23 protein-coding genes are annotated in these 23,901 nt (G+C 61.7%); 9 read left to right on the top strand and 14 right to left on the bottom strand.

The features are described 5' to 3' along the window. Nucleotides 1-205: 205 nt before the first annotated feature. The 10 genes from panD to dksA form a co-directional block, all read right to left on the bottom strand. Nucleotides 206-586, bottom strand: coding sequence for an aspartate 1-decarboxylase (gene panD / locus JZ00_RS24720; RefSeq protein WP_039593863.1), 381 nt, complete (start codon nucleotides 584-586; stop codon nucleotides 206-208). 169 nt (nucleotides 587-755) lie between these two features. Continuing rightward, nucleotides 756-1,616, bottom strand: coding sequence for a pantoate--beta-alanine ligase (gene panC / locus JZ00_RS24725; RefSeq protein ID WP_039593862.1), 861 nt, complete (start codon nucleotides 1,614-1,616; stop codon nucleotides 756-758). Continuing rightward, a complete protein-coding gene (gene panB, locus JZ00_RS24730) occupies nucleotides 1,613-2,413 on the bottom strand; it encodes a 3-methyl-2-oxobutanoate hydroxymethyltransferase (protein WP_039593861.1) in 801 nt (266 codons plus the stop codon). The genes panC and panB overlap by 4 nt, the downstream gene beginning before the upstream one ends. A 242-nt stretch (nucleotides 2,414-2,655) precedes the next feature. After that, nucleotides 2,656-3,141, bottom strand: coding sequence for a 2-amino-4-hydroxy-6-hydroxymethyldihydropteridine diphosphokinase (folK, locus tag JZ00_RS24735; RefSeq protein WP_039593860.1), 486 nt, complete (start codon nucleotides 3,139-3,141; stop codon nucleotides 2,656-2,658). Nucleotides 3,142-3,144: 3 nt separating this feature from the next. Continuing rightward, complete coding sequence (locus JZ00_RS24740; protein WP_039593859.1) at nucleotides 3,145-4,542, bottom strand: polynucleotide adenylyltransferase PcnB; 1,398 nt, start codon at nucleotides 4,540-4,542, stop codon at nucleotides 3,145-3,147. Between the two features lie 716 nt (nucleotides 4,543-5,258). After that, entirely contained in the window at nucleotides 5,259-6,692 is a 1,434-nt protein-coding gene (locus tag JZ00_RS24745; RefSeq protein ID WP_039593858.1) for a sigma-54-dependent transcriptional regulator, read from the bottom strand. Between the two features lie 22 nt (nucleotides 6,693-6,714). Beyond that, nucleotides 6,715-9,669, bottom strand: coding sequence for a sensor histidine kinase (locus JZ00_RS24750; RefSeq protein ID WP_162488976.1), 2,955 nt, complete (start codon nucleotides 9,667-9,669; stop codon nucleotides 6,715-6,717). Further along, entirely contained in the window at nucleotides 9,653-9,829 is a 177-nt protein-coding gene (locus JZ00_RS30980) for a hypothetical protein (RefSeq protein ID WP_003176118.1), read from the bottom strand. The genes JZ00_RS24750 and JZ00_RS30980 overlap by 17 nt, the downstream gene beginning before the upstream one ends. Before the next feature lie 77 nt (nucleotides 9,830-9,906). After that, nucleotides 9,907-10,788 (bottom strand): tRNA glutamyl-Q(34) synthetase GluQRS, encoded by an 882-nt coding sequence (gene gluQRS, locus JZ00_RS24760; protein ID WP_039593856.1) that lies wholly within the window; start codon nucleotides 10,786-10,788, stop codon nucleotides 9,907-9,909. Nucleotides 10,789-10,939: 151 nt separating this feature from the next. After that, the gene (dksA, locus tag JZ00_RS24765; protein WP_039593855.1) at nucleotides 10,940-11,383 is read right to left on the bottom strand and encodes an RNA polymerase-binding protein DksA; all 444 of its coding nucleotides are present in this window, start codon (nucleotides 11,381-11,383) and stop codon (nucleotides 10,940-10,942) included. Nucleotides 11,384-11,721: 338 nt separating this feature from the next. Here dksA and JZ00_RS24770 point away from each other — a divergent pair, with 338 nt between their 5' ends. Together JZ00_RS24770 and sfsA are read left to right on the top strand one after the other, a co-directional pair. Further along, nucleotides 11,722-12,894 carry a pyridoxal phosphate-dependent aminotransferase gene (locus JZ00_RS24770; RefSeq protein WP_039593854.1) on the top strand — a complete coding sequence of 391 codons (1,173 nt, stop codon included), beginning with the start codon at nucleotides 11,722-11,724 and terminating at the stop codon, nucleotides 12,892-12,894. Next, a complete protein-coding gene (sfsA, locus tag JZ00_RS24775) occupies nucleotides 12,894-13,643 on the top strand; it encodes a DNA/RNA nuclease SfsA (protein WP_039593853.1) in 750 nt (249 codons plus the stop codon). The genes JZ00_RS24770 and sfsA overlap by 1 nt, the downstream gene beginning before the upstream one ends. On the opposite strand, the gene JZ00_RS24780 is transcribed toward sfsA, so the two are convergent. Further along, entirely contained in the window at nucleotides 13,599-13,916 is a 318-nt protein-coding gene (locus tag JZ00_RS24780; RefSeq protein WP_039593852.1) for a Rieske (2Fe-2S) protein, read from the bottom strand. The genes sfsA and JZ00_RS24780 overlap by 45 nt on opposite strands. Before the next feature lie 255 nt (nucleotides 13,917-14,171). On the opposite strand from JZ00_RS24780, the gene JZ00_RS24785 reads away from it, so the two are divergent. The 4 genes from JZ00_RS24785 to JZ00_RS24800 are packed head-to-tail and all read left to right on the top strand — an operon-like array spanning nucleotide 14,172 to nucleotide 17,712. Next, entirely contained in the window at nucleotides 14,172-15,041 is an 870-nt protein-coding gene (locus JZ00_RS24785) for a heme/hemin ABC transporter substrate-binding protein (RefSeq protein WP_039593851.1), read from the top strand. A 50-nt stretch (nucleotides 15,042-15,091) separates the two neighbouring features. Continuing rightward, the gene (locus tag JZ00_RS24790; protein ID WP_162488977.1) at nucleotides 15,092-16,075 is read left to right on the top strand and encodes a FecCD family ABC transporter permease; all 984 of its coding nucleotides are present in this window, start codon (nucleotides 15,092-15,094) and stop codon (nucleotides 16,073-16,075) included. Continuing rightward, nucleotides 16,075-16,842, top strand: coding sequence for a heme ABC transporter ATP-binding protein (locus JZ00_RS24795; RefSeq protein ID WP_039593849.1), 768 nt, complete (start codon nucleotides 16,075-16,077; stop codon nucleotides 16,840-16,842). Before JZ00_RS24790 ends, JZ00_RS24795 begins: the two co-directional genes overlap by 1 nt. Before the next feature lie 21 nt (nucleotides 16,843-16,863). Next, nucleotides 16,864-17,712, top strand: a complete 849-nt coding sequence (locus tag JZ00_RS24800) for a ChaN family lipoprotein (RefSeq protein ID WP_039593848.1) — start codon at nucleotides 16,864-16,866, stop codon at nucleotides 17,710-17,712. A 220-nt stretch (nucleotides 17,713-17,932) separates the two neighbouring features. Here JZ00_RS24800 and JZ00_RS24805 read toward each other — a convergent pair whose 3' ends face one another. The 3 genes from JZ00_RS24805 to JZ00_RS24815 form a co-directional block, all read right to left on the bottom strand. Then, complete coding sequence (locus tag JZ00_RS24805; RefSeq protein WP_039593847.1) at nucleotides 17,933-18,205, bottom strand: TfoX/Sxy family protein; 273 nt, start codon at nucleotides 18,203-18,205, stop codon at nucleotides 17,933-17,935. Nucleotides 18,206-18,404: 199 nt separating this feature from the next. Continuing rightward, complete coding sequence (locus JZ00_RS24810) at nucleotides 18,405-18,746, bottom strand: pentapeptide repeat-containing protein (protein WP_039593846.1); 342 nt, start codon at nucleotides 18,744-18,746, stop codon at nucleotides 18,405-18,407. Nucleotides 18,747-18,835: 89 nt separating this feature from the next. Continuing rightward, nucleotides 18,836-20,392, bottom strand: coding sequence for a bifunctional aminoglycoside phosphotransferase/ATP-binding protein (locus JZ00_RS24815; RefSeq protein ID WP_039593845.1), 1,557 nt, complete (start codon nucleotides 20,390-20,392; stop codon nucleotides 18,836-18,838). 116 nt (nucleotides 20,393-20,508) lie between these two features. On the opposite strand from JZ00_RS24815, the gene mrcB reads away from it, so the two are divergent. Genes mrcB through JZ00_RS24830 form a run of 3 tightly spaced genes read left to right on the top strand, consistent with a single transcriptional unit; the run spans nucleotide 20,509 to nucleotide 23,898 of the window. Beyond that, nucleotides 20,509-22,827, top strand: a complete 2,319-nt coding sequence (mrcB, locus tag JZ00_RS24820) for a penicillin-binding protein 1B (RefSeq protein WP_039593844.1) — start codon at nucleotides 20,509-20,511, stop codon at nucleotides 22,825-22,827. A 16-nt stretch (nucleotides 22,828-22,843) separates the two neighbouring features. Then, nucleotides 22,844-23,563 carry a tetratricopeptide repeat protein gene (locus tag JZ00_RS24825; protein ID WP_039593843.1) on the top strand — a complete coding sequence of 240 codons (720 nt, stop codon included), beginning with the start codon at nucleotides 22,844-22,846 and terminating at the stop codon, nucleotides 23,561-23,563. Continuing rightward, nucleotides 23,563-23,898: a YqcC family protein gene (locus JZ00_RS24830; protein WP_039593842.1), complete on the top strand. Its 336-nt coding sequence runs from the start codon at nucleotides 23,563-23,565 to the stop codon at nucleotides 23,896-23,898. The genes JZ00_RS24825 and JZ00_RS24830 overlap by 1 nt, the downstream gene beginning before the upstream one ends. Nucleotides 23,899-23,901: the final 3 nt, after the last annotated feature.

Raw genomic sequence — 23,901 nt, forward strand, 5'->3', positions numbered from 1 at the left:
CGTCCGGACAACTGCGTCGACATGATCGCCAGGCACAGGGCGACTACAGTAAACCTCGCGTTGCGATCTGTCTTGACTTTGTCTGACAGTTTCCCGGTACTTTTTTATACAACTTGAGCTGGAAGGGGCCGACAGACGGAGATAATCAACTGTGGGAACGAGCTTGCTCGCCCCCACGGGGGAGAAGGGGGAGCGGGTGTTCCGATCAGGCAACCTGGACCGCAATGGCGTTGCTGGTGTGGCTCAGTTCGTTGCCCGGCGCCATATACAGCATGCGCGGCTTGAAGTTGAGCAGCTCGGCTTCGCTGTAATGAGCGTAGGCGCAGATGATGACGCGATCGCCGACCTTGGCCTTGTGCGCGGCGGCGCCGTTGACGGAAATCATCCGTGAGCCTTCCTCGCCACGGATAGCGTAGGTGGTGAAACGCTCGCCGTTGTCGACGTTATAGATCTGGATCTGTTCGTATTCGCGGATGCCCGACAGGTCCAGCCACTCACCGTCAATGGCGCAGGAGCCTTCGTAATCGAGCACGGCGTGAGTGACTTCGGCGCGGTGCAGCTTGGCCTTGAGCATGATGGCGTGCATGGGTGTTTCCTCTGGTCGGGTCCAAACGGCGGGCAGTTTGCCCGAAGGCAGCCGAAGCGGCAATAACACCGCTTGATCCCTGCGGGAGCGAGCTTGCTCGCAATGGCGGCGCGTCAGTTGGCATGGATGTCGCCTGGCGAATCGCTATCGCGAGCAAGGTTTTGGGATATCAGGCGGGACCGTCGAGATCCAGGTGCAGGTTGTCGATCAACCGTGTCGTGCCCAGGAAAGCGGCGGCCAGGATGACCAGGTCGCGATCCTCGCTCACAGCCGGGCGCAAGGTCTTGGCGTGGCGGATTTCCAGGTAGTCGGGGCGCAGGCCGGCCGCTTCGAGTTGCTTGAGGTGCTCGCCGATCAAGGCCGGATAATCTCGATGACCTTGCTGGATAGCTTCGGCGATCTGGCTCAGGACGCGGTAGACCACTGGCGCGACGGCGCGCTGCTCAGGGCTGAGGAAGCCGTTGCGCGACGACAGCGCCAGGCCGTCTTCGGCGCGAACGGTCGGCTCGCCGATGATCTGGATCGGCATGTTCAGGTCATGGACCAGGGCGCGGATCACCGCCAGTTGCTGGAAGTCTTTCTGGCCGAACACTGCCAGGTCCGGCTGGACCATGTTGAACAACTTGCTGACCACCGTTGCCACACCCTCGAAATGCCCCGGACGGCTGGCGCCGCAGAGGCCTTCGGACAACTGCGGCACGCTGACCCGAGTCTGTCCGGCCATGCCGTCGGGATACATCTCCTCGACACTGGGCGCGAACAGCAGGTGGCACCCGGCCTGGAGCAGTTTTTCCTGGTCGGCGGCGAGGGTACGGGGATATTTGTCCAGGTCTTCGCCCGCGCCGAATTGCAGCGGGTTGACGAAGATACTCGCCACGACGAAATCGGCTCGCTGCGAGGCTTTGGTCACCAGGGCCATGTGCCCGCTGTGCAGGTTGCCCATGGTCGGGACGAAGGCGATGCGCTTGCCCTCGCCGCGGGCGCGGGCCACGGCGGCCCGGAGTTCGCGTACGGTCTTGACGGTGTTCATGCGGAGAATCCGTGTTCTGCGCCCGGGAAGGATGCGGCCTTCACTTCGGCGACATAGGCTTGCAGGGCTGCCTGGATAGAAGGTTGTCCAGCCATGAAGTTTTTCACGAATTTCGGCACGCGACCGGTGATCGACAGCCCGAGCATGTCGTGGAGCACCAGCACTTGGCCGTCGGTGGCGTTGCCGGCGCCGATGCCGATCACCGGGATGTTCACCGCCTGGGTAATTTCCTGGGCCAACTCGCTTGGCACGCATTCGAGCAGCAGCATGGCCGCCCCGGCCTGTTCCAGCGCAATTGCATCGGCACGCATCTGCCGCGCCTGGTTTTCGCTGCGGCCCTGGACTTTGTAGCCCCCGAGGATATTCACCGCCTGGGGAGTAAGGCCCAGGTGCGCGCACACCGGGATACCACGCTCGGCCAGCAGGCGGATCGAGTCGGCCAGCCACAACGCGCCTTCGATCTTGACCATGTGCGCGCCGGCCTGCATCAGCATGGCGCTGTTGGTCATGGTTTGTTCGAGGGTGGCGTAGGCCATGAAGGGCAGGTCGGCGAGGATCAGCGCATCGGTGTTACCGCGTTTGACGGCGGCTACGTGATAGGCCATCTCGGCGGTTGTCACCGGCAAGGTGCTGTCGTGACCTTGCAGCACCATGCCGAGGGAATCGCCCACCAGCAACACTTCGACACCGGCCTCGTTGCAGGCATGGGCGAAGGTGGCGTCATAGCAGGTCAGCATGGTGATTTTTTCACCTTTTTGCTTGAGACCTTGCAGCGTGGTCAGGGTAATAGCTGGCATGAAAAAGTCCTCATTAGGCGCTCGAATACAGGCGCACCTTCTAAGCGTGGTGCTTGTAAGGCCTGGATTGCGCCCATTAGCGCCGCGTTGGCGGCGACGGGACGCCTATAGTCGTGAGGAGTACCGGGGAAGTCAATTGGATGTGTTACCGCCGGGTGTTACCGTGGTTACTGATGCGTTTCAGCGTCGAGGGGCGTTCCGGATCTGACTGCCTGGTCCCGGATCCCATAGGTGGATCTGTGTCAGTTCGGGGCTAGGCGTTCCAGTCCTGCGAATGGGCACGCTGCAAGGAGGTCCCGTAGCAGGCGTCCATCAGCCAGGCGCAGGTCGGCGGGCGCCAACTCTGCCAGGGGATAAAGTACGAAGGCCCGGGCTTGCATGTGGTAGTGCGGGACCTTGAGGCGGGGTTCGTCGATCAGCCGATCACCAAACAGCAGGATATCCAGGTCCAGCGTCCTCGGACCCCAGCGCTCCAGGCGCTCGCGACCCTGTCCGGTTTCGATCGCTTGCAGCGCATCGAGCAGGTCCAGCGGTGCCAGGCGGCTGTCCAGCGCCGCCACCGCGTTGGTGTAGCGCGGCTGGCCGGGCAGTAGGGAATCGCTTTGATAAAACGCCGAAACCCCAACCAGTTGGGTGTCAGGCAATTGCGCCAGTGCCTGGATGGCGCTGCGCAATTGTTCGGTGGGCTCGGCCAGGTTGCTGCCCATGCCGATGTAGATGCGTTCCATCGCTTATTCGCCCGAGGCGCTCGGTACACCGGCACGCTTGCGCTTGGCACCGCTGCTGCGACGGCGCTTGCGCGGGCCACTGGTGCCGTCATCCTTGCCGCTGAGCTCACGGATCATGTCGCGGCGTTCGCTTTCATTGGCGTCCTGGTAATCGGTCCACCACTCGCCCAGGCCATCGGTCTGTTCGCCGGCGCTTTCGCGCAGCAGAAGGAAGTCGTAGCCGGCGCGGAAACGTGGATTGTCCAGCAGCAGGTCGGCACGTTTGCCGCTGCGCCGGGGCAGGCGTTCCTGCATGTCCCAGATCTCGCGGATCGGCATCGTGAAGCGTTTTGGAATGGCAATGCGCTGGCACTGTTCGGCGATCAGCTCGTGAGCGGCTTCCTGCATCGCCGGGATCGGCGGCATGCCGCGTTCCTGCAGCCGCAAAACGCGGGCGGGAAGGGCCGGCCAGAGCAAGGCGGCGAACAGGAACGCCGGGGTTACCGGCTTGTTCTGCTTGATGCGCAGGTCGGTGTTGATCAGTGCTTCGCTGATCAAGGTGTGGGTGTAGGTCGGGTTGTATTCCAGCGCCTCGGCACTGGCCGGGAACAGCGGGTCGAACAGTTGCAGGTCGACGAGCATCTCGAAGGTGTCTGCGGCGTTGCCCGAAAGGAACAGCTTGAGCACTTCTTCGAACAGGCGCGCCGAGGGAATTTCCCTGAGCATGGGGGCCAGGTCGCGAATCGGCAGGGCGCTGTGCTTCTCGATGCCGAAATCCAGCTTGGCGGCAAAGCGCACGGCCCGCAGCATGCGCACTGGGTCTTCCTGGTAGCGCTGCTTGGGGTCGCCGATCAGGCGAATGAGCCGATTCCGGATGTCGTGTACGCCGTTGGCGTAATCGAGGATGCGCTCGCTGACCGGATCGTAATACAAGGCGTTGATGGTGAAGTCACGGCGTTGCGCGTCTTCTTCCAGCGTGCCGTAGACGTTATCGCGCAGGATGCGTCCGCTTTCGTTGCGAGAAGACTGGTTGCTGTCTTCGTCTTCATCACTCTGCGGATGGTTGGCACGGAACGTCGCCACTTCGATGATTTCGCGGCCGAAGTGGATGTGCACCAGCTTGAAGCGGCGCCCGATGATTCGCGCGTTGCGGAATTCGGCGCGTATCTGCTCAGGAGTGGCGCTGGTGGCGACGTCGAAATCCTTGGGGGTGATGTTGAGCAGCATGTCGCGCACGCACCCACCGACCAGATAAGCCTGGTAGCCGGCGTTCTGCAGGCGTTCGACGATGTTCACCGCGTAACGGCTGAATTGTGCCTTTTGCAACGAATGCTGGCCGCTATTGAGCACTTCAGGCGTGCTGCGTATGTGTTGCGTACGACGCAAGGGAGAACGGAATGACTGGAACAGCTTCTTCAGCATGGGATGCACTGTTTGAAGGAATATTCGGCCATAAACGAAGAATGGCCGCATGATGGGCGGGGATTCTAGCATTTAGTCGAGGGATGGTGTAGGACACAGGAGTTTTGAGTTGCAAGCTTCGAGCGACAAGCTTGTAGGACGCGGGGAAGGCGGAACGACAGAAACCACAAGGGGAGCCGAAGCTCCCCCAGAATTAGTTGCGTGCTCTGTTTTTATTATTGGTTTCGGGCTTCTTGTTTTTGTTGAGTGCCCGCGCCACGAGGTTTTCCCTTCGTGACCCTCCCAATCGGGAGCCAAGAGCAAACGGATTGCTTTGGTCGCTGTGTTGCAGTGATCAATCGATCCAACCAGTTCAGGCACCTGTCTTGAGACAGTTTTTATTGTTCTCGGCCTGGTTGTGGGGCAAGCCCCAAATACAACGCCTCTCCAAAAGAATCAGTTAGCTACGCCTCTCGCCGTCTTGTTTTTATTGTGCGTGAGTCGATTCGTCTTATTTTTATTGTCTTGTGCATTGCTTGTTGTTGTTCTTGTACCAAAGCTATAGCAGGGTGCGTGCCAACTTTTGCAAGGCCCCGCGAAACCGGGGGTTCCGTGGTCATGTCGCGTTTTTCGGGGCGAAAAAAAGCCGGGGTTTCGTTACCGTAAACCCCGGCTTTTGTTACGTGAAAAAGCTGAGGTAACAGTTTTTTCACATCCAGCGGTGTTACCTGGGCACCTCAGCTTTCGCTGGTAGCCCCGGTCTTGCGCCGTGGAATCCCCAGGCGCTGACGGCGTTCCCACAGGCATTTTCGGCTTACGCCCAGCTTGCGTGCCAGTTCCGTCTCGGTCATGTGGTCCTGGTGCTCCAGGACGAAATGCTGGAAGTAGTCTTCCAGTGACAGGTCCTCGGTGGGCTCATGGCTGGTGTTGTTCGCGCCGTTCTGTTGCGGCGCCAGCCCGATGAACTCTTCATCGTCCAGGTCGCTCAGCTCGATATCGATGCCCAGCAGGTCGGCAGAGATTTCCGGGCTCTCGCACAGGATCACCGCGCGCTCCACGGCGTTTTCCAGCTCCCGCACGTTACCGGGCCAGGCGTAATGACGAATCGCCTGCTCGGCGTCCGGGGCAAACTTGAGGTCGGTGCGGTTGACCCGCGCGCTCTGGCGGGCAAGGAACGCATTGGCGATTTCATTGACGTCCGCACCACGTTCGCGCAGGGGCGGCAACTTCAGCGCGATGACGTGCAGGCGATAATATAAGTCTTCGCGGAACTGACCGATCTTCGCCAGGTTTTTGAGGTCCCGATGGGTCGCCGCGATCAGGCGCACATCGACCTTCTGCGATTGCACGGAGCCGACTCGACGAATCTCGCCTTCCTGCAGCACGCGTAGCAGCCGCGCCTGGGCTTCCAGGGGGAGCTCGCCGATCTCATCGAGAAACAACGTGCCGCCGTCCGCCGCTTCAACGAGGCCGGCGCGTCCGGCGCTGGCGCCTGTGAACGCACCTTTTTCATGGCCGAACAGCTCGGACTCGATCAGGCTTTCCGGAATGGCTGCGCAGTTCACCGAGATCATCGGGGCCTTGGCTCGGCGGGACAGGTTGTGCAGCGCCCTGGCCACCAGTTCCTTCCCGGTACCGGACTCACCCTGGATCAGCACGTTGGAGTCGGTCGGTGCCACTTTTCGGATCTTGCCGTAGAGGTCCTGCATTGGCGGGCAAGAGCCGATGATGCCGATTTCGCCGTTACTGTTGCTGGCGCCCACTTTACCGGACGCCACGGCTTTGCCGTTCGTCGCGTCCGTAGGTTGGCTGCTCGCCGTCTGTCGGTCTCGCAGTATTCGGGCCACGGCCTGGAGCATCTCGTCGTGATCGAAAGGCTTGGCGATGTAATCCACCGCGCCCATCTTCATCGAATCGACCGCCGAGCGAAGGCTGGCGTAACTGGTCATGATCAGCACGGGCGTGCCCTGGCCGAGCTTGATCAGCTCGGTACCCGGGGCGCCAGGCAGGCGCAAGTCACTGACGATGAGGTCAAACGTCGGAATACTGAAGCGTTCTTGTGCTTCCTGCACGGAACCGGCTTCGCTGACCTGGTACTGGTTGCGTTCCAGCAGGCGGCGCAAGGCGGAGCGGATAATTGTTTCGTCTTCGACGATCAAAATGTGCGGCATTGATTCGATTCTCTCGACGGTCTCAGTTCACAGCGGACGTCGCTTCGACATGACGCGGCAAGGTCACCCGGATACGGGTGCCGCGTTGGCTCTGAACATCGGCCGGGCTGTCGATGGTGATTTGTCCATAATGCTCTTCAACGATGGAATAGACCAGTGCAAGGCCCAGACCGGTGCCTTCGCCAGGATCCTTGGTGGTGAAGAAGGGTTCGAACAATCGGTCCATGATGTTCTGTGGAATACCGCTGCCTTCGTCTTCGACGATCAGATCGACGGTGTGTTCGAAAGCCTCGCTCTTGACCCGTACCGCGCTGCCGGCCGGTGAGGCGTCGCGCGCGTTGGACAGCAGGTTGATCAGCACCTGGGCGAGCCGTTGGGGGTCGCCGTCGACCCAGTGTTCCGGGTCGCACAGGTTGAAGAACTGGACTTCAAAGTTGCGCCGGTTGAGCGCCAGCAGGCCGATGGCGTCCTGGGCCACTTCGGCCAGGCATACCGGCTCGTCGTTGTGCTGGTGACCGCCGGCATGGGCGAAGCTCATCAGCGATTGGACGATGCGCGACACGCGCTTGGTCTGCTCGAGGATCTGGCCGCTGATTTCCGTCAGTTCGCCGTCGTCCTCGCGCTCTTCGCGCAGGTTTTGCGCCAGGCAGGCGATGCCGGTGATCGGGTTGCCGATTTCGTGGGCCACTCCGGCGGCCAGTCGACCGATACTGGCCAGGCGCTCGGAGTGGACCAGCTTGTCTTCGAGCATCTGAGTGTCGGTCAGGTCTTCCACCAGCAGCACCAGGCCGCTGTTGCCTGGTGCCAACGGCTCGTCGATTGCTGCCTTGTGCAGGTTCAGCCAGCGGGTCTGGCCGTCCAGGGCAAGGTGCTGTTTGTGCAGGTGCTCGTCCGGCAGGTCAATGAAACCCTGCAGCAAGCCTTTCCATGGCTCGCCCAGCGTGCTCAGGCGCGAGCCGACCACCCGCTGGGCGGCGATTCCGGTCAGCTCTTCCATGGCCCGGTTCCACATCAGGATCTCCTGATCCTTGGCCAGGGAACACACGCCCATCGGCAGTTCCTGCAAGGTCTGGCGGTGGTAACGGCGCAAGGCGTCCAGTTCGGCGGCCAGGCCGGTGAGGCGCGAGTGGTAATCCTCCAGGCGGCTCTCGATGAAATGAATGTCTTCGGTGACATAGTTCTCGCCGCCGGCCTTGTAGGGCAGGAACGTCTCGACCATGTCCTGGGCCACGCTGGGGCCCATCAGGCCGGACAGGTTGGCTTCGATCCGGTCCCGCAGGCGACGCAAGGCATACGGGCGACGTTCATCGAAGGGCAGGTAGAGATCGCGCAGAGCCTGCTCGACTTCTTTTTGCGCGGCCTTGGCGCCGAGGGGCTTGGCCAGTTGGGTGGCGAATTCCTGGGGCGAGGCCGCGTGCAGTTCGCGGCGTTGCGGGCGTCGCACGTTATCCACCGCGCAGGCTTCGGCGGCGCTGGCTTCTTCGCTGCTGGCGTTGGTGAACAGTGAAATCAGGGTGAACATCAACACGTTTGCCGCCAGCGAGGCGATGGCCGCCATGTGCCAACTGGTGTCGTCGAGCACATAGATCATGTTCAGCAGGGGGATATAGAAGCCCTGCAGGTTGCCCATCAATGGCAGCAGCATCGCCACCAGCCAGACCAGGATTCCCGCCAGCAATCCGGCGATGAAGCCGCGCCGGTTGGCGGTCGGCCAATACAGCACCGACAACACGCCGGGCAGGAATTGCAGGGTAGCGACGAACGCGACGATGCCCAGGTTCGCCAGGTCCTGCCCGTCACCTAGCATGAGGTAGAACCCGTAGCCGGCCATGATGATCGCGACGATCAGCGCACGGCGGGTCCATTTCAGCCAGCGGTAGATGTTTCCTTCCGCAGGTGGCTGGTAGAGCGGCAGCACCAGGTGGTTGAGGGCCATGCCCGACAGCGCCAGCGTGGTCACGATGATCAGGCCACTGGCTGCTGAAAGGCCGCCGACATAGGCCAGCAAGGCCAGCGCCTCGTTATTGGCTGCAATGCCGATGCCGAGGGTGAAGTACTCCGGATTGGTGCTGGCGCCCAGCTTCAGTCCCGCCCAGAGGATCAGCGGCACCGCCAGGCTCATCAACAGCAGGAACAACGGCAGGCCCCAACTGGCGCTGACCAGCGAGCGCGGATTGAGATTCTCCGTGAAGGTCATGTGGTACATGTGCGGCATCACGATCGCCGAGGCGAAGAACACCAGCAGCAGCGTGCGCCACGGGCCTTCTTGCAGCGGTGTATGCAAGGCGGCAAGGGCGGTCTGGTTCTGCAGCAGCCAAAGCTCGAGCTGCTGCGGGCCATCGAACACGCCATACAGGGCATAGAGCCCAACGCCGCCGATGGCGATCAGCTTGATCACCGACTCAAAGGCGATCGCAAAGACCAGGCCTTCATGTTTCTCCCGGGTGGCGATGTGCCGCGAGCCGAAGAAAATCGTGAACAGGATGATCAGGACGCAGAAACTCAAGGCGACGCGGTGTTGCACCGGTTCACGGGTCAGGATACTGATGGAATCGGCGACGGCTTGCATTTGCAGCGCCAGCAAGGGCAACACGCCGACCAGCATGAAGATCGTCGTCAGCGCGCCAGCCCAGGTACTGCGGAAACGAAAGGCGAACAGGTCGGCCAACGAAGACAGTTGGTAGGTGCGAGTGATTTTCAGGATCGGATAGAGCAACACCGGCGCCAACAGGAACGCGCCGGACACCCCGAGGTAACTGGACAGGAAACCATAGCCGTACTGGTACGCCAGGCCGACAGTGCCATAGAACGCCCATGCACTGGCATAGACACCCAGCGACAGGGTATAGGTCAGCGGGTGGCGAATGATCGCGCGCGGGATCATGCCTCGTTCGCTGATCCAGGCCACGCCGAACAGCACTGCCAGGTAGGCGGCGCTGATCAGGATCATCTGGGTCAGGCTAAAGCTCATCGGCATCTTTTTGGCTCTGCAGGATGAAGGTCACGACGATCAGGATCAGCCAGAGCAGATACGGTCGATACCAGGCACCCGTGGCATCGATCCACCAATCCATGATGGCCGGGGAGAACAGGTAAATCCCCACTACCAGGAGCAGGACCAAGCGATAGATGTACATCCCGGCCTCTCTTTTTTAAGCACGTGCCCGAAAACGTGCGGCGATGGTAACGGATGGGCGCCAAGCTGCAAGGGCCGTCAACGTATTTGCGCTTCGGGCATGCTCAGCGTGCGAGGGATCTTGCCCGCATCCCAATGAAGAATGCCCCAGGCCAGCAACTCCTGTGGGCTGGCATCGACCAGTTCCGGCGCCGGTTGCTGGCCGAGTGCGCGTAGCGCCCTTAGCAGCAGTGGTGTTGCCTGATCGGCCGTCAGGGGTGGCGAGCGATAGGATTTGCCGAGTTTGTGCCCGTCCGGCTGGGTGATGAGCGGCACATGCAGATAACGCGGTTGTGGCAACCCCAGCAGTTCCTGCAAGTACAGTTGGCGCGGCGTGGAGTCCAGCAGGTCGGCGCCGCGGACAATATCGGTGACACCTTGCCAGGCGTCATCCAGGACCACCGCCAATTGGTAGGCATAGAGCCCGTCGCGACGACGAATCACGAAGTCGCCGGCCTCGCGGCCCAAATGTTGGCGAAATTCGCCTTGGACGCGATCGACGAAGTGGTATTGGAGTTCGGGAACACGCAGCCGGATCGCGGCGTCCCCAGTATCGTGACCGGCGTTGCGGCACAGTCCCGGATAAATACCTTGGTACGGTTCCAGTTGCTTGCGCGAGCAGGTGCAGGCGTAGGCCAGGCCTTGGCTGAGCAACCGATCGATAACCTGCTGGTAGGCGTCGTGGCGCTCGCTCTGGCGCACCATTTCGCCGTCCCACTCAAATCCGTAGCTTTCCAGCGCCTTGAGAATCGCTACTTGCGCGCCGGGCTCTTCCCGGGGCGGGTCGAGGTCTTCCATGCGCAACAACCAGCGTCCGCCCACGGCCCGGGCGTCGAGGTACGATGCCAGCGCGGCGACCAGCGAGCCGAAATGCAGGTGACCGCTGGGGGTGGGTGCGAAGCGTCCGATGTAGTCAGTCATAGGGCGAATGTTACTGGGTGCGGGCGGTAGGCATGCAATTTGGACAACGAAGCATATTCCCTTGTGGGGGCGGGCTCACCAGGCTTGGGGAAAGCATCGCAAACAAAAAACGGAGCGTATGAACGCTCCGTTTCGATGACAGCCCCGGCGATTACTTGCCGACCTGTTTTTCCTTGATTTCCGCGAGGGTCTTGCAGTCGACGCACATATCGGCGGTCGGACGCGCTTCCAGTCGCTTGACGCCAATCTCGACGCCGCAGGACTCGCACCAGCCGTATTCTTCGTCTTCGATCAGTTGCAGCGTCTTGTCAATTTTCTTGATCAGCTTGCGTTCACGGTCGCGGGCACGCAGTTCCAGGCTGAATTCTTCTTCCTGGCTGGCACGGTCGGCCGGGTCAGGGAAGTTGGCAGCGTCGTCCTTCATATGGTCAACCGTGCGGTCGACTTCCTGCATCAAGTCCTGTTTCCACTTGTTCAGGATCTTGGTGAAGTGCGCGCGCATGGGGGCGCCCATGTACTCCTCGCCCTCTTTCGGGACATACGACTCGAACCCGCTGAGCGATTGATTTTGATTCTGCTTTGCTTGGGTGGGCATGAATGGACCGCCTCTACTCTTGTAATCCACTACGCAGGATTGCTCCATCACCGACACCTGCCGGCCCTGCGGCTGCAAGCGGGCGAACTTACCAGATCAAATCAGCCCGCGCTACTCCCGGTTGTCGAGCCTGGAGCGGCTGGGGCCTGCAAACCGTGGCCGGCTCCGGTCCGGTGGGGTTGCAAACCTGCTCAGTACTTGATTTTAGTCAAGCCTGGGTTTAACGCTGGACTGATTTCCAGCGATCTACGGGCTAGGACCGTTTTAGCTTTGCGCTCGTTCCCGCACCCGTTCCGGAGTTGGGTAGAATCGGTTCTTTTTTCGCGAAGGACGGCCCAATGGCCCAGCCCTACAGCGCACGCAGTCGTGCCATCGAACCTTTCCATGTGATGGCGCTGCTGGCGCGTGCCAACGAATTGCAGGCCGCCGGGCACGACGTCATTCACCTGGAGATCGGCGAGCCGGACTTCACCACCGCCGAACCGATCATCCAGGCCGGCCAGGCTGCCCTGGCGGCGGGCAAGACCCGCTACACCGCGGCCCGGGGCATTCCGGAGTTGCGCGAGGCCATCTCCGGTTTCTATGCGCAACGCTACGGTGTGGACATCGATCCCCGGCGCATCCTGGTTACGCCGGGCGGTTCCGGTGCCTTGCTACTGGCCAGTGCCTTGCTGGTGGACCCGGGCAAGCACTGGCTGTTGGCCGACCCTGGCTACCCGTGCAACCGCCATTTCCTGCGGCTGATCGAAGGCGCGGCGCAATTGGTGCCGGTGGGACCGGACGTGCGTTACCAACTGACGCCGGATCTCGTGAATCGCCATTGGGACCATGACAGCGTCGGCGCCCTGGTAGCTTCCCCGGCCAACCCGACCGGGACGATTCTCTCCCGCGATGAATTGGCTGGCCTGTCCAAGACGATCAAGAGCCACAACGGCCATTTGGTGGTCGACGAGATCTATCACGGCCTGACCTATGGCACCGACGCCGCCAGCGTGCTGGAAGTCGATGACGATGCGTTCGTCCTCAATAGCTTTTCAAAATATTTCGGCATGACCGGTTGGCGGCTCGGCTGGCTGGTGGCACCTCCGGCGGCCGTCGGTGAGTTGGAGAAGCTCGCGCAAAACCTCTACATCAGTGCTCCAAGCATGGCGCAATACGCGGCGCTGGCCTGTTTCGAGCCCGCGACCATCGAGATTTTCGAGCAACGTCGCGCCGAGTTCGCGTTGCGTCGCGACTTCCTTTTGCCGGCCTTGCGCGAGTTGGGGTTTGGTATTGCGGTAGAGCCGCAAGGCGCGTTCTACCTTTATGCCGACATCAGCGCTTTCGGCGGCGATGCCTTCGCGTTCTGCCAGCACTTTCTTGAAACCGAACACGTGGCGTTCACGCCCGGGCTGGATTTCGGTCGCCATCAGGCCGGGCACCACGTGCGGTTCGCCTATACCCAAAGCCTGCCACGGCTTCAAGAAGCGGTGGAGCGAATTGAACGCGGACTGCGGAGTTGGCAAGGCTGATGCTATTTTTCCCAGCGTTGGAAGAGGGGCGTCTGATTCGGCGTTACAAGCGTTTTCTCGCCGATATCGAGACCGTTCACGGCGAATTGCTGACGATTCATTGTCCCAACACCGGCTCGATGCTCAATTGCATGGCCGAGGGCGCGCGCGTCTGGTTCAGTCGTTCCAACGACCCCAAGCGCAAGTTGCCGGGCACTTGGGAAATAGGCGAAACCCCTCAGGGTCGCTTGGCCTGTATCAATACCGCGCGGGCCAATTCGCTGATCGAGGAGGCGCTGCGGGCCGGCGTCATCGGTGAACTGAACGGCTTCATCGGGCTCAAGCGCGAGGTGGCCTACGGCATGGAGAACAGCCGTATCGACTTTCGACTCGATTACCCGGATCGCAGCTCGGCCTGGGTTGAGGTGAAGAGCGTCACGCTGGGTTTCGGCGGGACGAATGTGGCGGCGTTTCCCGACGCGGTGACCCTGCGCGGCGCCAAGCACCTGCGAGAACTGGCCTGCCTGGCGCGTGAAGGTGTGCGCGCGGTGCAGCTGTATTGCGTGAACCTGAGCGGTATCGAGGCGGTGCGCCCGGCGCAGGAAATCGATCCGGTGTATGCCGCGGCGTTGCGCGAGGCGGTGGCCGCGGGGGTGGAAGTGCTGGCCTATGGTGCCACGCTGACGCCGGAGCAGATGTGGATCGATCGCCCGCTGCCGGTGTTGCTAGAACTCGACCCAGATGCCTTGGTCGTCCTCCCGGCTGTCTAGCGCTGTGAGGAACTGTCCCGCGCAAGGGCCGGCGACGCATTCGCCGCTTTCGATCAGGAACAGTGCGCCATGGGTCGCACATTGGATGAGACTGGCGCTGGCGTCGAGAAACTGGTCGGGTTGCCATTCCAGCGGCACGCCACGATGCGGGCAACGGTTGAGATAGACGTAGGCTTGGCCTGCGCGCCGCACAGCCAGCAACTTGCGCCCATCCATGTCGAAACCGCGACTGCCGCTTTCAGGCAGCTCGGCGGTGGTACAAAGAAATTTCATGTGTGTCTCTAAATGTCATGAGGATGGGCTCTTTGTGGGAACGGCCTGCGTGCGAATGCTGCGTGTCGGTGTTCTTGGTGTGGGCTGGCCCACTGCATTCGGGAGCAGCCTCGCTCCCACAGGGCTACGTCCATCAAGTTCGATGCTTGACGGTCAAATGAAAACAATTATCAAATGGCGCCTCCTTCGCAGGTGGCATTGAGGATACTTGTCCAAGCCCGATCCTGTGGAAAACTTCTTTGAGGAAGCTGCCCGATGCGCCTGAATCTCCGCGTTGCTGCGCTCTGTGTCGTCTTGCTGGTAAGCCAGGGCGCGTTGGCGGCTGATCTGCCGCAGCGCTGGGTGAGCGCTGGCGGTGCCTTGTCCGAGTGGGCCTGTGCGTTGGGTGGTGAATCAAAATTGGTCGGAGTGGACACGACCAGTCAGCATCCCGATTCGCTGCGAGCGTTGCCCGGTATCGGCTATCAACGGCAACTGTCGGCGGAGGGCGTGCTGAGTTTGCGTCCGCAGATCCTGGTGGGGACCGAGGAAATGGGGCCGCCTCCAGTGCTGGCGCAGATTCGGGCCGCCGGGGTGCAGGTCGAATTGTTTTCGGCGGCGCCAAACCTGACCGCGCTCCAGGACAATTTGCGCCATTTGGGCCAGCTGTTGGGAACCGAGGACAGGGCACGAGCGATGTTCGAGGATTATCAGATGCGCCTTTCCCAGCACGGCGCCCGCGTAAATGAAGCCCGGCTCAAGCAGAAGGCGCCGGGCGTGTTGCTGTTGGTGGGCAGCGCCGGCGGCAAGCCGCTGATTGCGGGCAAGGACACCGCTGCGGATTGGCTGTTGCAACAGGCTGGCGGCCACAACCTGGCGACCCATAGTGGTTATAAACCTTTCTCCGTGGAAACCCTGGCGAGCCTGAATCCCGAGGTGCTGATCTTCGCCGATCGTGCCTTGCGTGGCGAAGAGGCGCGTGTGGCGCTGTTCAAGGAGAATCCGATCCTGTCCTCCACGCGCGCCGCCAGGGATGGGCGCGTCATCGAGCTGGACCCGACGCTGTTAGTGGGCGGGCTGGGCCCACGTTTGCCGCAAAGCCTGGTGACGCTGACCAACGCGTTCTATCCGGTCCAGGTGCCATGACGGCGCTGGTCAGGCCGCGCACTTTGTTTATAGGGCTGGGCCTGCTGTGTCTGCTGGCGTCCTGGCTGTCCCTGGCGTTGGGGCCGGTGAGCTTGCCACTGTTCGATACGTTGCGCGCCGCCCTGCGCCTGTTGGGTTTGCCGGTGGCCGGGGATGGCCTGGAGCAGGCCGAGCTGATCCTTGGCCAGATTCGTCTGCCACGGACCCTGCTGGGGTTGGCGGTGGGCGGGGTGTTGGCGTTGTCCGGCGTGGCGATGCAGGGGTTGTTTCGCAACCCGTTGGCTGACCCGGGGTTGGTGGGCGTTTCCAGTGGTGCAGCGTTGGGTGCAGCGTTTGCCATCGTCGCTGGTTCAGCGCTGGGCGGTGTGCCCGAAGCGTTGGGCCCCTACGTATTGTCCTTGTGCGCGTTTCTGGGCGGGCTCGGGGTTACGGCGCTGGTCTATCGCCTTGGCCGGCACAACGGCCGGACGCATGTCGCTACCATGCTCTTGGCCGGTATCGCCTTGACCGCGCTGTCCGGTTCGGCGGTGGGCTTGTTCACCTACCTGGCGGACGACGCAACCTTGCGCACCCTGACGTTCTGGAACCTGGGCAGCCTCAACGGTGCCAGCTACGCACGGTTGTGGCCCTTGCTGCTGGTCAGCGCCGGCGTGGCGGTCTGGCTGCCACGTCGAGCCCGCGAGCTCAATGCCCTGCTGCTCGGCGAGTCGGAAGCCGCCCACCTGGGCATCGATGTCGAACGGCTCAAGCGTGAGCTAGTGTTCTGCACCGCCCTCGGCGTCGGAGCCGCAGTTGCGGCAGCAGGCATGATCGGTTTTGTCGGGCTGGTGGTGCCGCACCTGGTGCGGTTGATGGCGGGGCCGGACCATCGCGTCCTGCTGCCTGCGTCGGTGCTGGCGGGGGCGAGCCTCTTGCTGTTCGCCGATTTGGTGGCGCGTCTGGCGCTGGCCCCGGCGGAACTGCCAATCGGTATCGTCACGGCTTTTATCGGCGCGCCGTTCTTTCTTTATCTGTTGCTGCGGGGACGCGCCTGATGTTGCGAGCGCTAAACCTGCACATTCGCCGCGGACATGAAACCGTGCTGGCGGAAATTGATCTCCAGCTCAATCCTGGCGAAGTGTTGGGCGTGCTCGGTCCCAACGGGGCGGGTAAAAGCACCTTGCTCGCAGGTTTGTGTGGAGAAATGCGCCCGGCGCTGGGAGAGGTCTGGCTCGATGATCGACCGTTGACGCAGTGGAACGGCAGCGAGCGCGCCCGTCGCCTGGCGGTGCTGCCACAGGTCTCGACGCTGGATTTCGCATTCCGAGTCGAAGAGGTGGTCGGCATGGGACGGCTACCCCACCAGAGCGGTCGGATACGTGACGGGCAAATCGTCGAGTTGGCGTTGCAGGCTGCCGATGCAGCGTATTTGCAAGGTCGCAATTATCTGAGCCTGTCCGGCGGTGAGCGACAGCGGGTCCACCTGGCCAGGGTGCTGGCCCAATTGTGGCCGGGCGAGGCGGGGCAAAACCTGCTGCTGGACGAACCCACTTCGATGCTCGATCCGTTGCACCAGCACACCATCCTGCAAGCGGTGCGCGAATTTGCCGGTCGCGGCGCGGCGGTGTTGGTGATCCTGCATGACCTGAACCTGGCGGCGCGCTACTGTGATCGCCTGTTGTTGCTGGCGGCTGGCCGGCCGGTGGCCCTCGATACGCCTCGGCAAGTGTTGCGCCCGGAGCCGCTCAAGGCGGTGTTTGGCCTGGACGTGCTGGTGCAATCCCATCCGGAGCGCGACCATCCCTTGATCATTGCCCGCTGACACTCGCTGGAGGATACCGACGTGCGCTTGATCCTTATCCTGGCATTGGCAATGTTGAGCGCTTGCCAGAGCATTGCGCCACCTCCGCTTGGCGGACGGATTCGTGATTTGCACACCGGTCAGTCAGTCACGCCCCAGACATTGGTCGAGCGCCTGGCGGACGCGCAGCGGGTCGTCGTCGGGGAGCAACACGACAATCGCGATCACCACGCACTGCAACGTTGGCTGCTCCAGGCCTTGGCCGACCGGCGAGCCCAAGGCAGCGTGCTGCTGGAGATGTTTACGCCGCAGCAGCAGCCACGGGTCGATGCGGTTCGCCAGTTGCCGGCCTTGCCGAAAGATTTGCCCACGGCTTTGGACTGGTTGCCGGGTTGGGATTGGAGTCTCTACGGGCCTGTGGTCGAATTCGCCCTGAGGCAATCTTATCCGGTGTTGGCAGCCAACCTGGACAGCGCGCAAATCCAGCGCATTTATCGCCAGGCTCCCGCCACGGAGGGTGCCCATGCCAATTCGGACGTTGTGAGGGACGTGCTACTGAAGCAGATTCGCGAATCCCACTGCGGGCTTCTACCGGAGTCGCAGATGCCGGCGATGTTGGCCGTGCAGCAGCAGCGCGACCGGCGCATGGCCGAGCGATTGCTCCAGGCTCCCGCGCCGGCGTTGTTATTGGCTGGCGCCTGGCATGGCCGCAAGGATGTGGGTGTGCCGCTGCATGCGTTGGACCTCGGTGCCAACAATATGCCGATCGTGCTGATGTTGGCGGAAGAGGGCGCCAACGTGACATCGGCCATGGCGGATTACGTGTGGTACACCCCGGCAATGCCGCCGCAGGACTACTGCGCGCAAATGCGTGGAGGCGATGCGAAGTAATCTTCCAGGCAAAAAAAGACCCGGCAAGAGCCGGGTCAAATAACCGTGATTAGCCTGATGAGGAGATATCTGAGAGTCCGAACCAAGGGCTTTTCAAATATCGACCAGTCTCGCGACCGGATGTGGTAATCATAGCGATTCTCATTTCCAAGTCAAACATTGTTTTTCGATTGCCCGGTATTTCTCGGCGAGAGCGAGTGGGCGTGGGCAAAAAGCGTTGTCAGGCCTTGTGACGCGCTGAGATGGCATCCAGCTGCTTGTTGAGGGCTTCCTTTCGCTCAGCGGGAATATCATTCCAATGCATGTCCATCAGCGCGCCCTCTATGGCATACAGCAATACCTTGGACGCACGGAACCCGCGAGTGCGAACGGCACGGTACGCGTCCACCGCGCCGAGCCGCCGCAGATCAGAGGCGCTGTGGATGCCCACGGCATGGAGCCACTGGGCCGATGTCTTGCCCAGATTCTTCAGGTGTTGCAGTTCATCATTCATCGAGCCTCCTTGCGACGGCCGACTGGTGCAGTGGGCAAGCTTTTCAGGAGTGTAGCGCTCAGTAGGAAAAGCGTGATTCTTTGGTCGGAATCGACGAAAAAGCTTCTAAGGCATTACGCACGATGAATGGAAATGCAGGTCATCCAGCGCAGGCGGGGGCGCTGGAGATTGTCTGGTGTCGCACGCAGGTGCTGTTGTTTCAGCGAGTGCGGTAACGCAGGCGAGTACCGAAATTCATCGACATCAAGATTTCGTCGGCAGACAGCTCCGGCGGGAAATAGGTGCCCGAGATTTGCGCATGCGCCAGGCTCGCGCCTTCCAGCGACGACTTGCGGAAATCAATTCCGCGCAAATCGGCGGAGCGGAAGTAGGCGTCCGTGAAGTCGATGTCGTCGGCGTCCAGTTCACGAAGGTCCAGGCCTCGAAAATCGCCGCCGCGCATGTCGATGGGACCTTGAGGACGTTCGGTGTTGAAGCCGGCAATGTCATCTTTGCGCAACAAGGCATAAAGAGGGGAATCGAGAAGCTTTGGGTGGCTCATGGCATGTCACCTGATGGTTTTATGACGCCAGTATAGTGCCACTATTTGGCGGCCGTGAAGCCGGGCGTCGCTTCACGGCCGAAATAGTTTTACAGGCCTGGCAAGCGCTGGCGGATCTGCGCAACCACGACATCCAGCGTGCCGCTTTCGTTGGTTTGAACGCGTTTGCTGCACAGTATTTCAGCCGGCGACAGTGCTTCGCGACTGGCCTGCTGCGCTGCGATGACGGCCAGGTTGGCGTCGGAAGGGTCCTTTTGGTCGGCTTGGCGCTGGGCCAGCCGGCTTTCGATCACCGCTTGCGGCGCATCGCAATCGAGGATCAGGAAAGGAGCGCCCGTGCCCTCGGCGATCTTGGCCGCGGCGTCGCGCTGGTCATGCTTGAGATAGGTGGCGTCGATTACCACCGGGAACCCCGCGTGGAGGATCGCGTCGGCGATCTGGTGCAGGCGGGCGTAAGTGGCGCTGCTGGCGTCGCTGTTATAGATGCCGGCTTGCGGGTCGTTCGGCACTTGCTGTTCGCCGAACAGGCGCTTGCGTTCCACGTCCGAGCGCAGGCGAATCGCACCAAGCGCTTCCACCAGGCGCATGGCCACGTGGCTTTTGCCAACGGCGGAAACGCCATGGGTAATAGCAAGGAAGCGCGAAGGTATCGTGCTGTAGCTTTCCGCCAGGTTGGCATAGTTGCGGTATTGGCGCAGGGTCGTTGCACGCTGCACCGGGTCGGCTTCGGCGGGCATGCTGAACAGCGCGACCTTGGCGCGGACCAGGGCGCGATAGGCCTTGTAGAAATTCAGCAGTTCCAGGCCGTCGTAGTCGCCGGTCAGCTCCAGGTATTGGCTGATGAAACGTCGCGCCAGGGACTTGAGACCCCGGTCTTCAAGATCCATCGCCAGGAAGCCCGTGTCGGCGTAGACGTCGGTGAAACGGAATGGCTCGTTGAACTCGATGCAATCGAAAATCACCACCTTGCCGTCGATCACGGTGGCGTTGCCCAGATGGATGTCGCCATGGCATTCGCGAATGAAACCGTCGGCCTTGCGTTGCGTAAACAACGGCTTGAGGCGTTCGAAGCTGGTTTGCGCCCAGGCCTGGAGCGCCTCGAGCTGAAGCAGGTCAGCCTTGTCACTGAGGAATGGGCGGATTTGTTCGAAGTTCTGCCGCACCGGCGCCATGACGCTGTCTGGTGTGCCCGCCGGATTGTCGGCAGGTACTTTTGGCGTGGAGAGGTGGAACTGGGCGATTTGCGCGGCCATTTCATCGATGTGCGCGGTGGTCAATTCGCCATTGGCCTGTAGCGTGCTGAGCAGCTCGCTCTGGGGGAACTGGCGCATCTTCAGGGCGTACTCGATGGCGGGGCCGTCGCCGCCAAGGATTGGTTCTTCGTCGCTGCCGGTAATCGGCAGCACTTCCAGGTACAGATCCTGGGTCAGGCGCTGGTTCAGGCGCAATTCCTCGGCACAAAAGTGTTTGCGCGCGTCGAGGCTGGTGAAGTCGAGGAAGCCGAAATTCACCGGCTTCTTGAACTTGTAGGCGTAGGGACCGGTGAGCAATACCCATGAGATGTGGGTTTCGATGACCTGGAACCCTTCGACGGGGTGCGGGTAAAGGGCCGGGTTTTGCAGGGCAGCGATCAGTGATTGGCTCACGGGCGATCCTTCAGAGACTGGAAAATTCAAGGCGGTCATTATGGCCGCAAGCCGCGCTAACGCAAACCTCGGCGGACTCATGTTGAACCACGACAAAGTGCGTATAATCCGCCGCCATGACTCGTACCCGATCCCCCCGCACCCCCAAGAAACCACCCGCCAGCCGCCTGCGGCCCTGGTTGGGCTGGGCCCTTAAACTGAGCCTGGTAGGCCTTGTCGTGCTTGCCGGTTTTGCCGTCTACCTCGATGCCATCGTCCAGGAGAAGTTCTCTGGCAAGCGCTGGACTATCCCGGCGAAGGTCTACGCACGGCCGTTGGAGCTGTTCGTCGGACAAAAGCTGAGCAAGGTTGATTTCCTGACTGAGCTCGACGCCTTGGGTTATCGCCGCGAAAGCGTAGCCAATGGTCCGGGTGCGGCCTCGGTGAACGGCAACACCATCGACCTCAACACCCGTGGCTTCCAGTTCTATGAAGGCATGGAACAGGCGCAACCGGTGCGGGTGCGCTTTTCCGGCGACTATGTTGCCGCGCTGACCGGTGCCAACAACGCGAGCCTGTCGGTGGTGCGCCTCGAGCCGCTGCTGATCGGTGGCCTTTATCCGAAGAATCTCGAAGACCGGATCCTGATCAAGATCGACCAGGTGCCGCCGTTCCTGCTGGAAACGCTGATCGCTGTCGAGGACCGTGACTTCTACCATCACTTCGGTGTCTCGCCCAAGTCCATTGCCCGTGCCGTTTGGGTCAACACTTCGTCGGGGCACATGCGCCAGGGCGGCAGTACCTTGACCCAACAGTTGGTCAAGAACTTCTACCTGACCAACGAGCGCAGCCTGACCCGCAAGCTGACCGAAGCCATGATGGCGTTGTTGCTGGAGCTGCACTACGACAAGCGGGAGATTCTGGAGGCGTACCTCAACGAGGTCTTCGTCGGCCAGGACGGCCAGCGTGCGGTGCACGGTTTCGGCCTGGCCAGCCAGTTTTTCTTCAGCCAGCCGCTGTCCGAACTCAAGCTGCATCAGGTGGCGTTGTTGGTGGGGATGGTCAAGGGACCGTCGTCCTACAACCCGCGTCGTAATCCGGAGCGTGCCCTGGAGCGGCGCAACCTGGTACTCGACCTGCTGCAACAACAAGGTGTGGCCACGGCCGAGCAAGTCGAGGCGGCGAAAAAAATGCCGTTGGGCGTGACCAAGCGTGGCAGCCTGGCGGACAGCTCGTTCCCCGGTTTCATGGACCTGGTCAAGCGTCAGCTGCGGCAAGACTACCGCGACGAAGACTTGACCGAAGAGGGCCTGCGCATCTTCACCAGCTTCGACCCGATCCTGCAGATGAAGGCCGAAGCATCGGTCAATGACACCTTCAAGCGATTGGCGGGGCGCAAGGGTTCGGACGAAGTCGAAGCGGCCATGGTCGTGACCAATCCGGAAACCGGTGAAGTCCAGGCGATGATCGGCAGCCGCCAGGCCAGCTTTGCAGGGTTTAACCGGGCCCTGGACGCGGTGCGGCCGATCGGCTCGCTGATCAAGCCGGCGGTTTATCTTACGGCGTTGGAAAAGCCGAGCCAGTACACGCTGACGAGCTGGCTGTCCGACGAGTCGTTTTCGATAAAGGGCGCGGACGGCCAGGTGTGGACGCCGCAGAACTATGACCGTCGTCCCCACGGCACGGTGTTCCTGTACCAGGGGCTGGCGCACTCCTACAACCTGTCGACGGCTCGCCTCGGGCTGGAAGTCGGCGTGCCGAATGTGCTCAAGACCTTGGCGCGCCTGGGAGTAAACCGCGAGTTTCCGGCATTCCCGTCGATGCTGCTGGGCGCCGGTGGCCTGACGCCGATCGAAGTCGCGGCCATGTACCAGACGTTGGCCAACGGTGGCTTCAATACGCCGATGCGCGGTATCCGCAGCGTGCTGACTGCCGACGGTGAACCGCTCAAGCGCTATCCGTTCCAGATCCAGCAACGCTTCGACCCGGCTTCCATATATCTGATCCAGAGCGCCATGCAGCGGGTCATGCGCGAAGGTACCGGCAGTTCGGTCTATAACGTGCTTCCGCGGACGTTGACCCTGGCGGGCAAGACCGGCACCAGCAACGATTCGCGCGACAGCTGGTTCGCCGGTTTCAGCCAGGACCTGCTGGCGGTGGTCTGGCTCGGACGTGATGACAACGGCAAGACACCGTTCACCGGCGCCACCGGTGCGTTGCAGGTCTGGACCAGCTTCATGCGCAAGGCCGACCCGTTGCCGCTGGACATGCCGCAACCGGACAACATCGTCCAGGCCTGGGTTGATTCGCGCACGGGCCAGGGTTCCGATGCCAATTGCCCGGGCGCCGTGCAGATGCCGTATATTCGCGGCAGCGAACCGCCGCCTGGTGCAGCCTGCGGCGGCACGAATCCCGCCGAATCGGTGATGGATTGGGTCAAGGACTGGATGAATTAAGCAAAGAGGGTTTCAAGTGAACAAGTGGTTGATTCCAGCGGTAACCGCCGTGGCTTTGCTCAGCGGCTGTTCTACCGTACAGCGCGGTTCGATTCCGGTTGTCGACTCCGGTACGGCCGTCTCCAATAGCGAGCGGGTTTCGGCCAATGGTGGTTTCCGTCAAACGACGGTGAAGCGGCCGGTGCAGGGCCAGGCCCAGGCGATCCCGCAAGGCGACACCGGTGTGGTGGTGATGGTGCCCGGAGGTGGCGCGACAACTTCGGCACCGATCAGCAGCACGCCGATCACCCCAGGCCCAATCACACCGGGGCCTATTGAAACCTCGCCGATCAATCAGGGCAGCTACAGCATGCCGTCGACACCGAGCAGTATTCCGTCGGCCAGCGCTGGAGGCTTGTCCGCCGATGAGCAACTGGACGGCCCGGTATTGGCGCTGTTGACCACGGCGCAACAGCAGCAGGCCGGTGGCGACCTCAACGGCGCTTCCTCAAGCCTCGAGCGGGCGCAGCGTGTCGCGCCGCGTGAGCCGCAGGTTCTGTATCGACTGGCCCAAGTGCGCATGGCCCAAGGCGATGCGCCACAAGCTGAACAGCTTGCCCGTCGCGGCCTGACATTTTCCAGCGGTCGTCCGGCACTCCAGGCGAGCCTGTGGGAGTTGATCGCCCAGGCGCGTGAGAAACAAGGCGATTCGGCGGGCGCCGCACTGGCCCGTCAGAAGGCAAAGGTTTCCCTCTGATGGATGGACGTTTTCCAAAGATCGCCGACCAGTTGCTGCTTATCGAGCGGGAACTGCGGGTTCAGGGCTGGTGGAGCGATGTTCCCCCCTCGGCCGAGGCGCTGGCGAGTGTCGAGCCGTTCGCGGTCGACACCCTGGACTTCGAGCAGTGGCTGCAATGGATTTTCCTGCCGCGGATGAAGGCCATCCTCGAGCAGAATCTTCCATTGCCGAATGCCTCAGGGATTCAGGATATGGCTGAAATGGTCTTCGCTGCTCGCGATGTACGGGGCAGGGATCGGCAACTGCAGGTCCTGCTAAAAGAGTTCGACCAGTTGATCAGCGCCGCCAGATGACTG

Origin of the sequence: Pseudomonas frederiksbergensis (assembly GCF_000802155.2) — a bacterium.
GTDB classification, from domain to species: Bacteria; Pseudomonadota; Gammaproteobacteria; order Pseudomonadales; family Pseudomonadaceae; genus Aquipseudomonas; species Aquipseudomonas frederiksbergensis_A.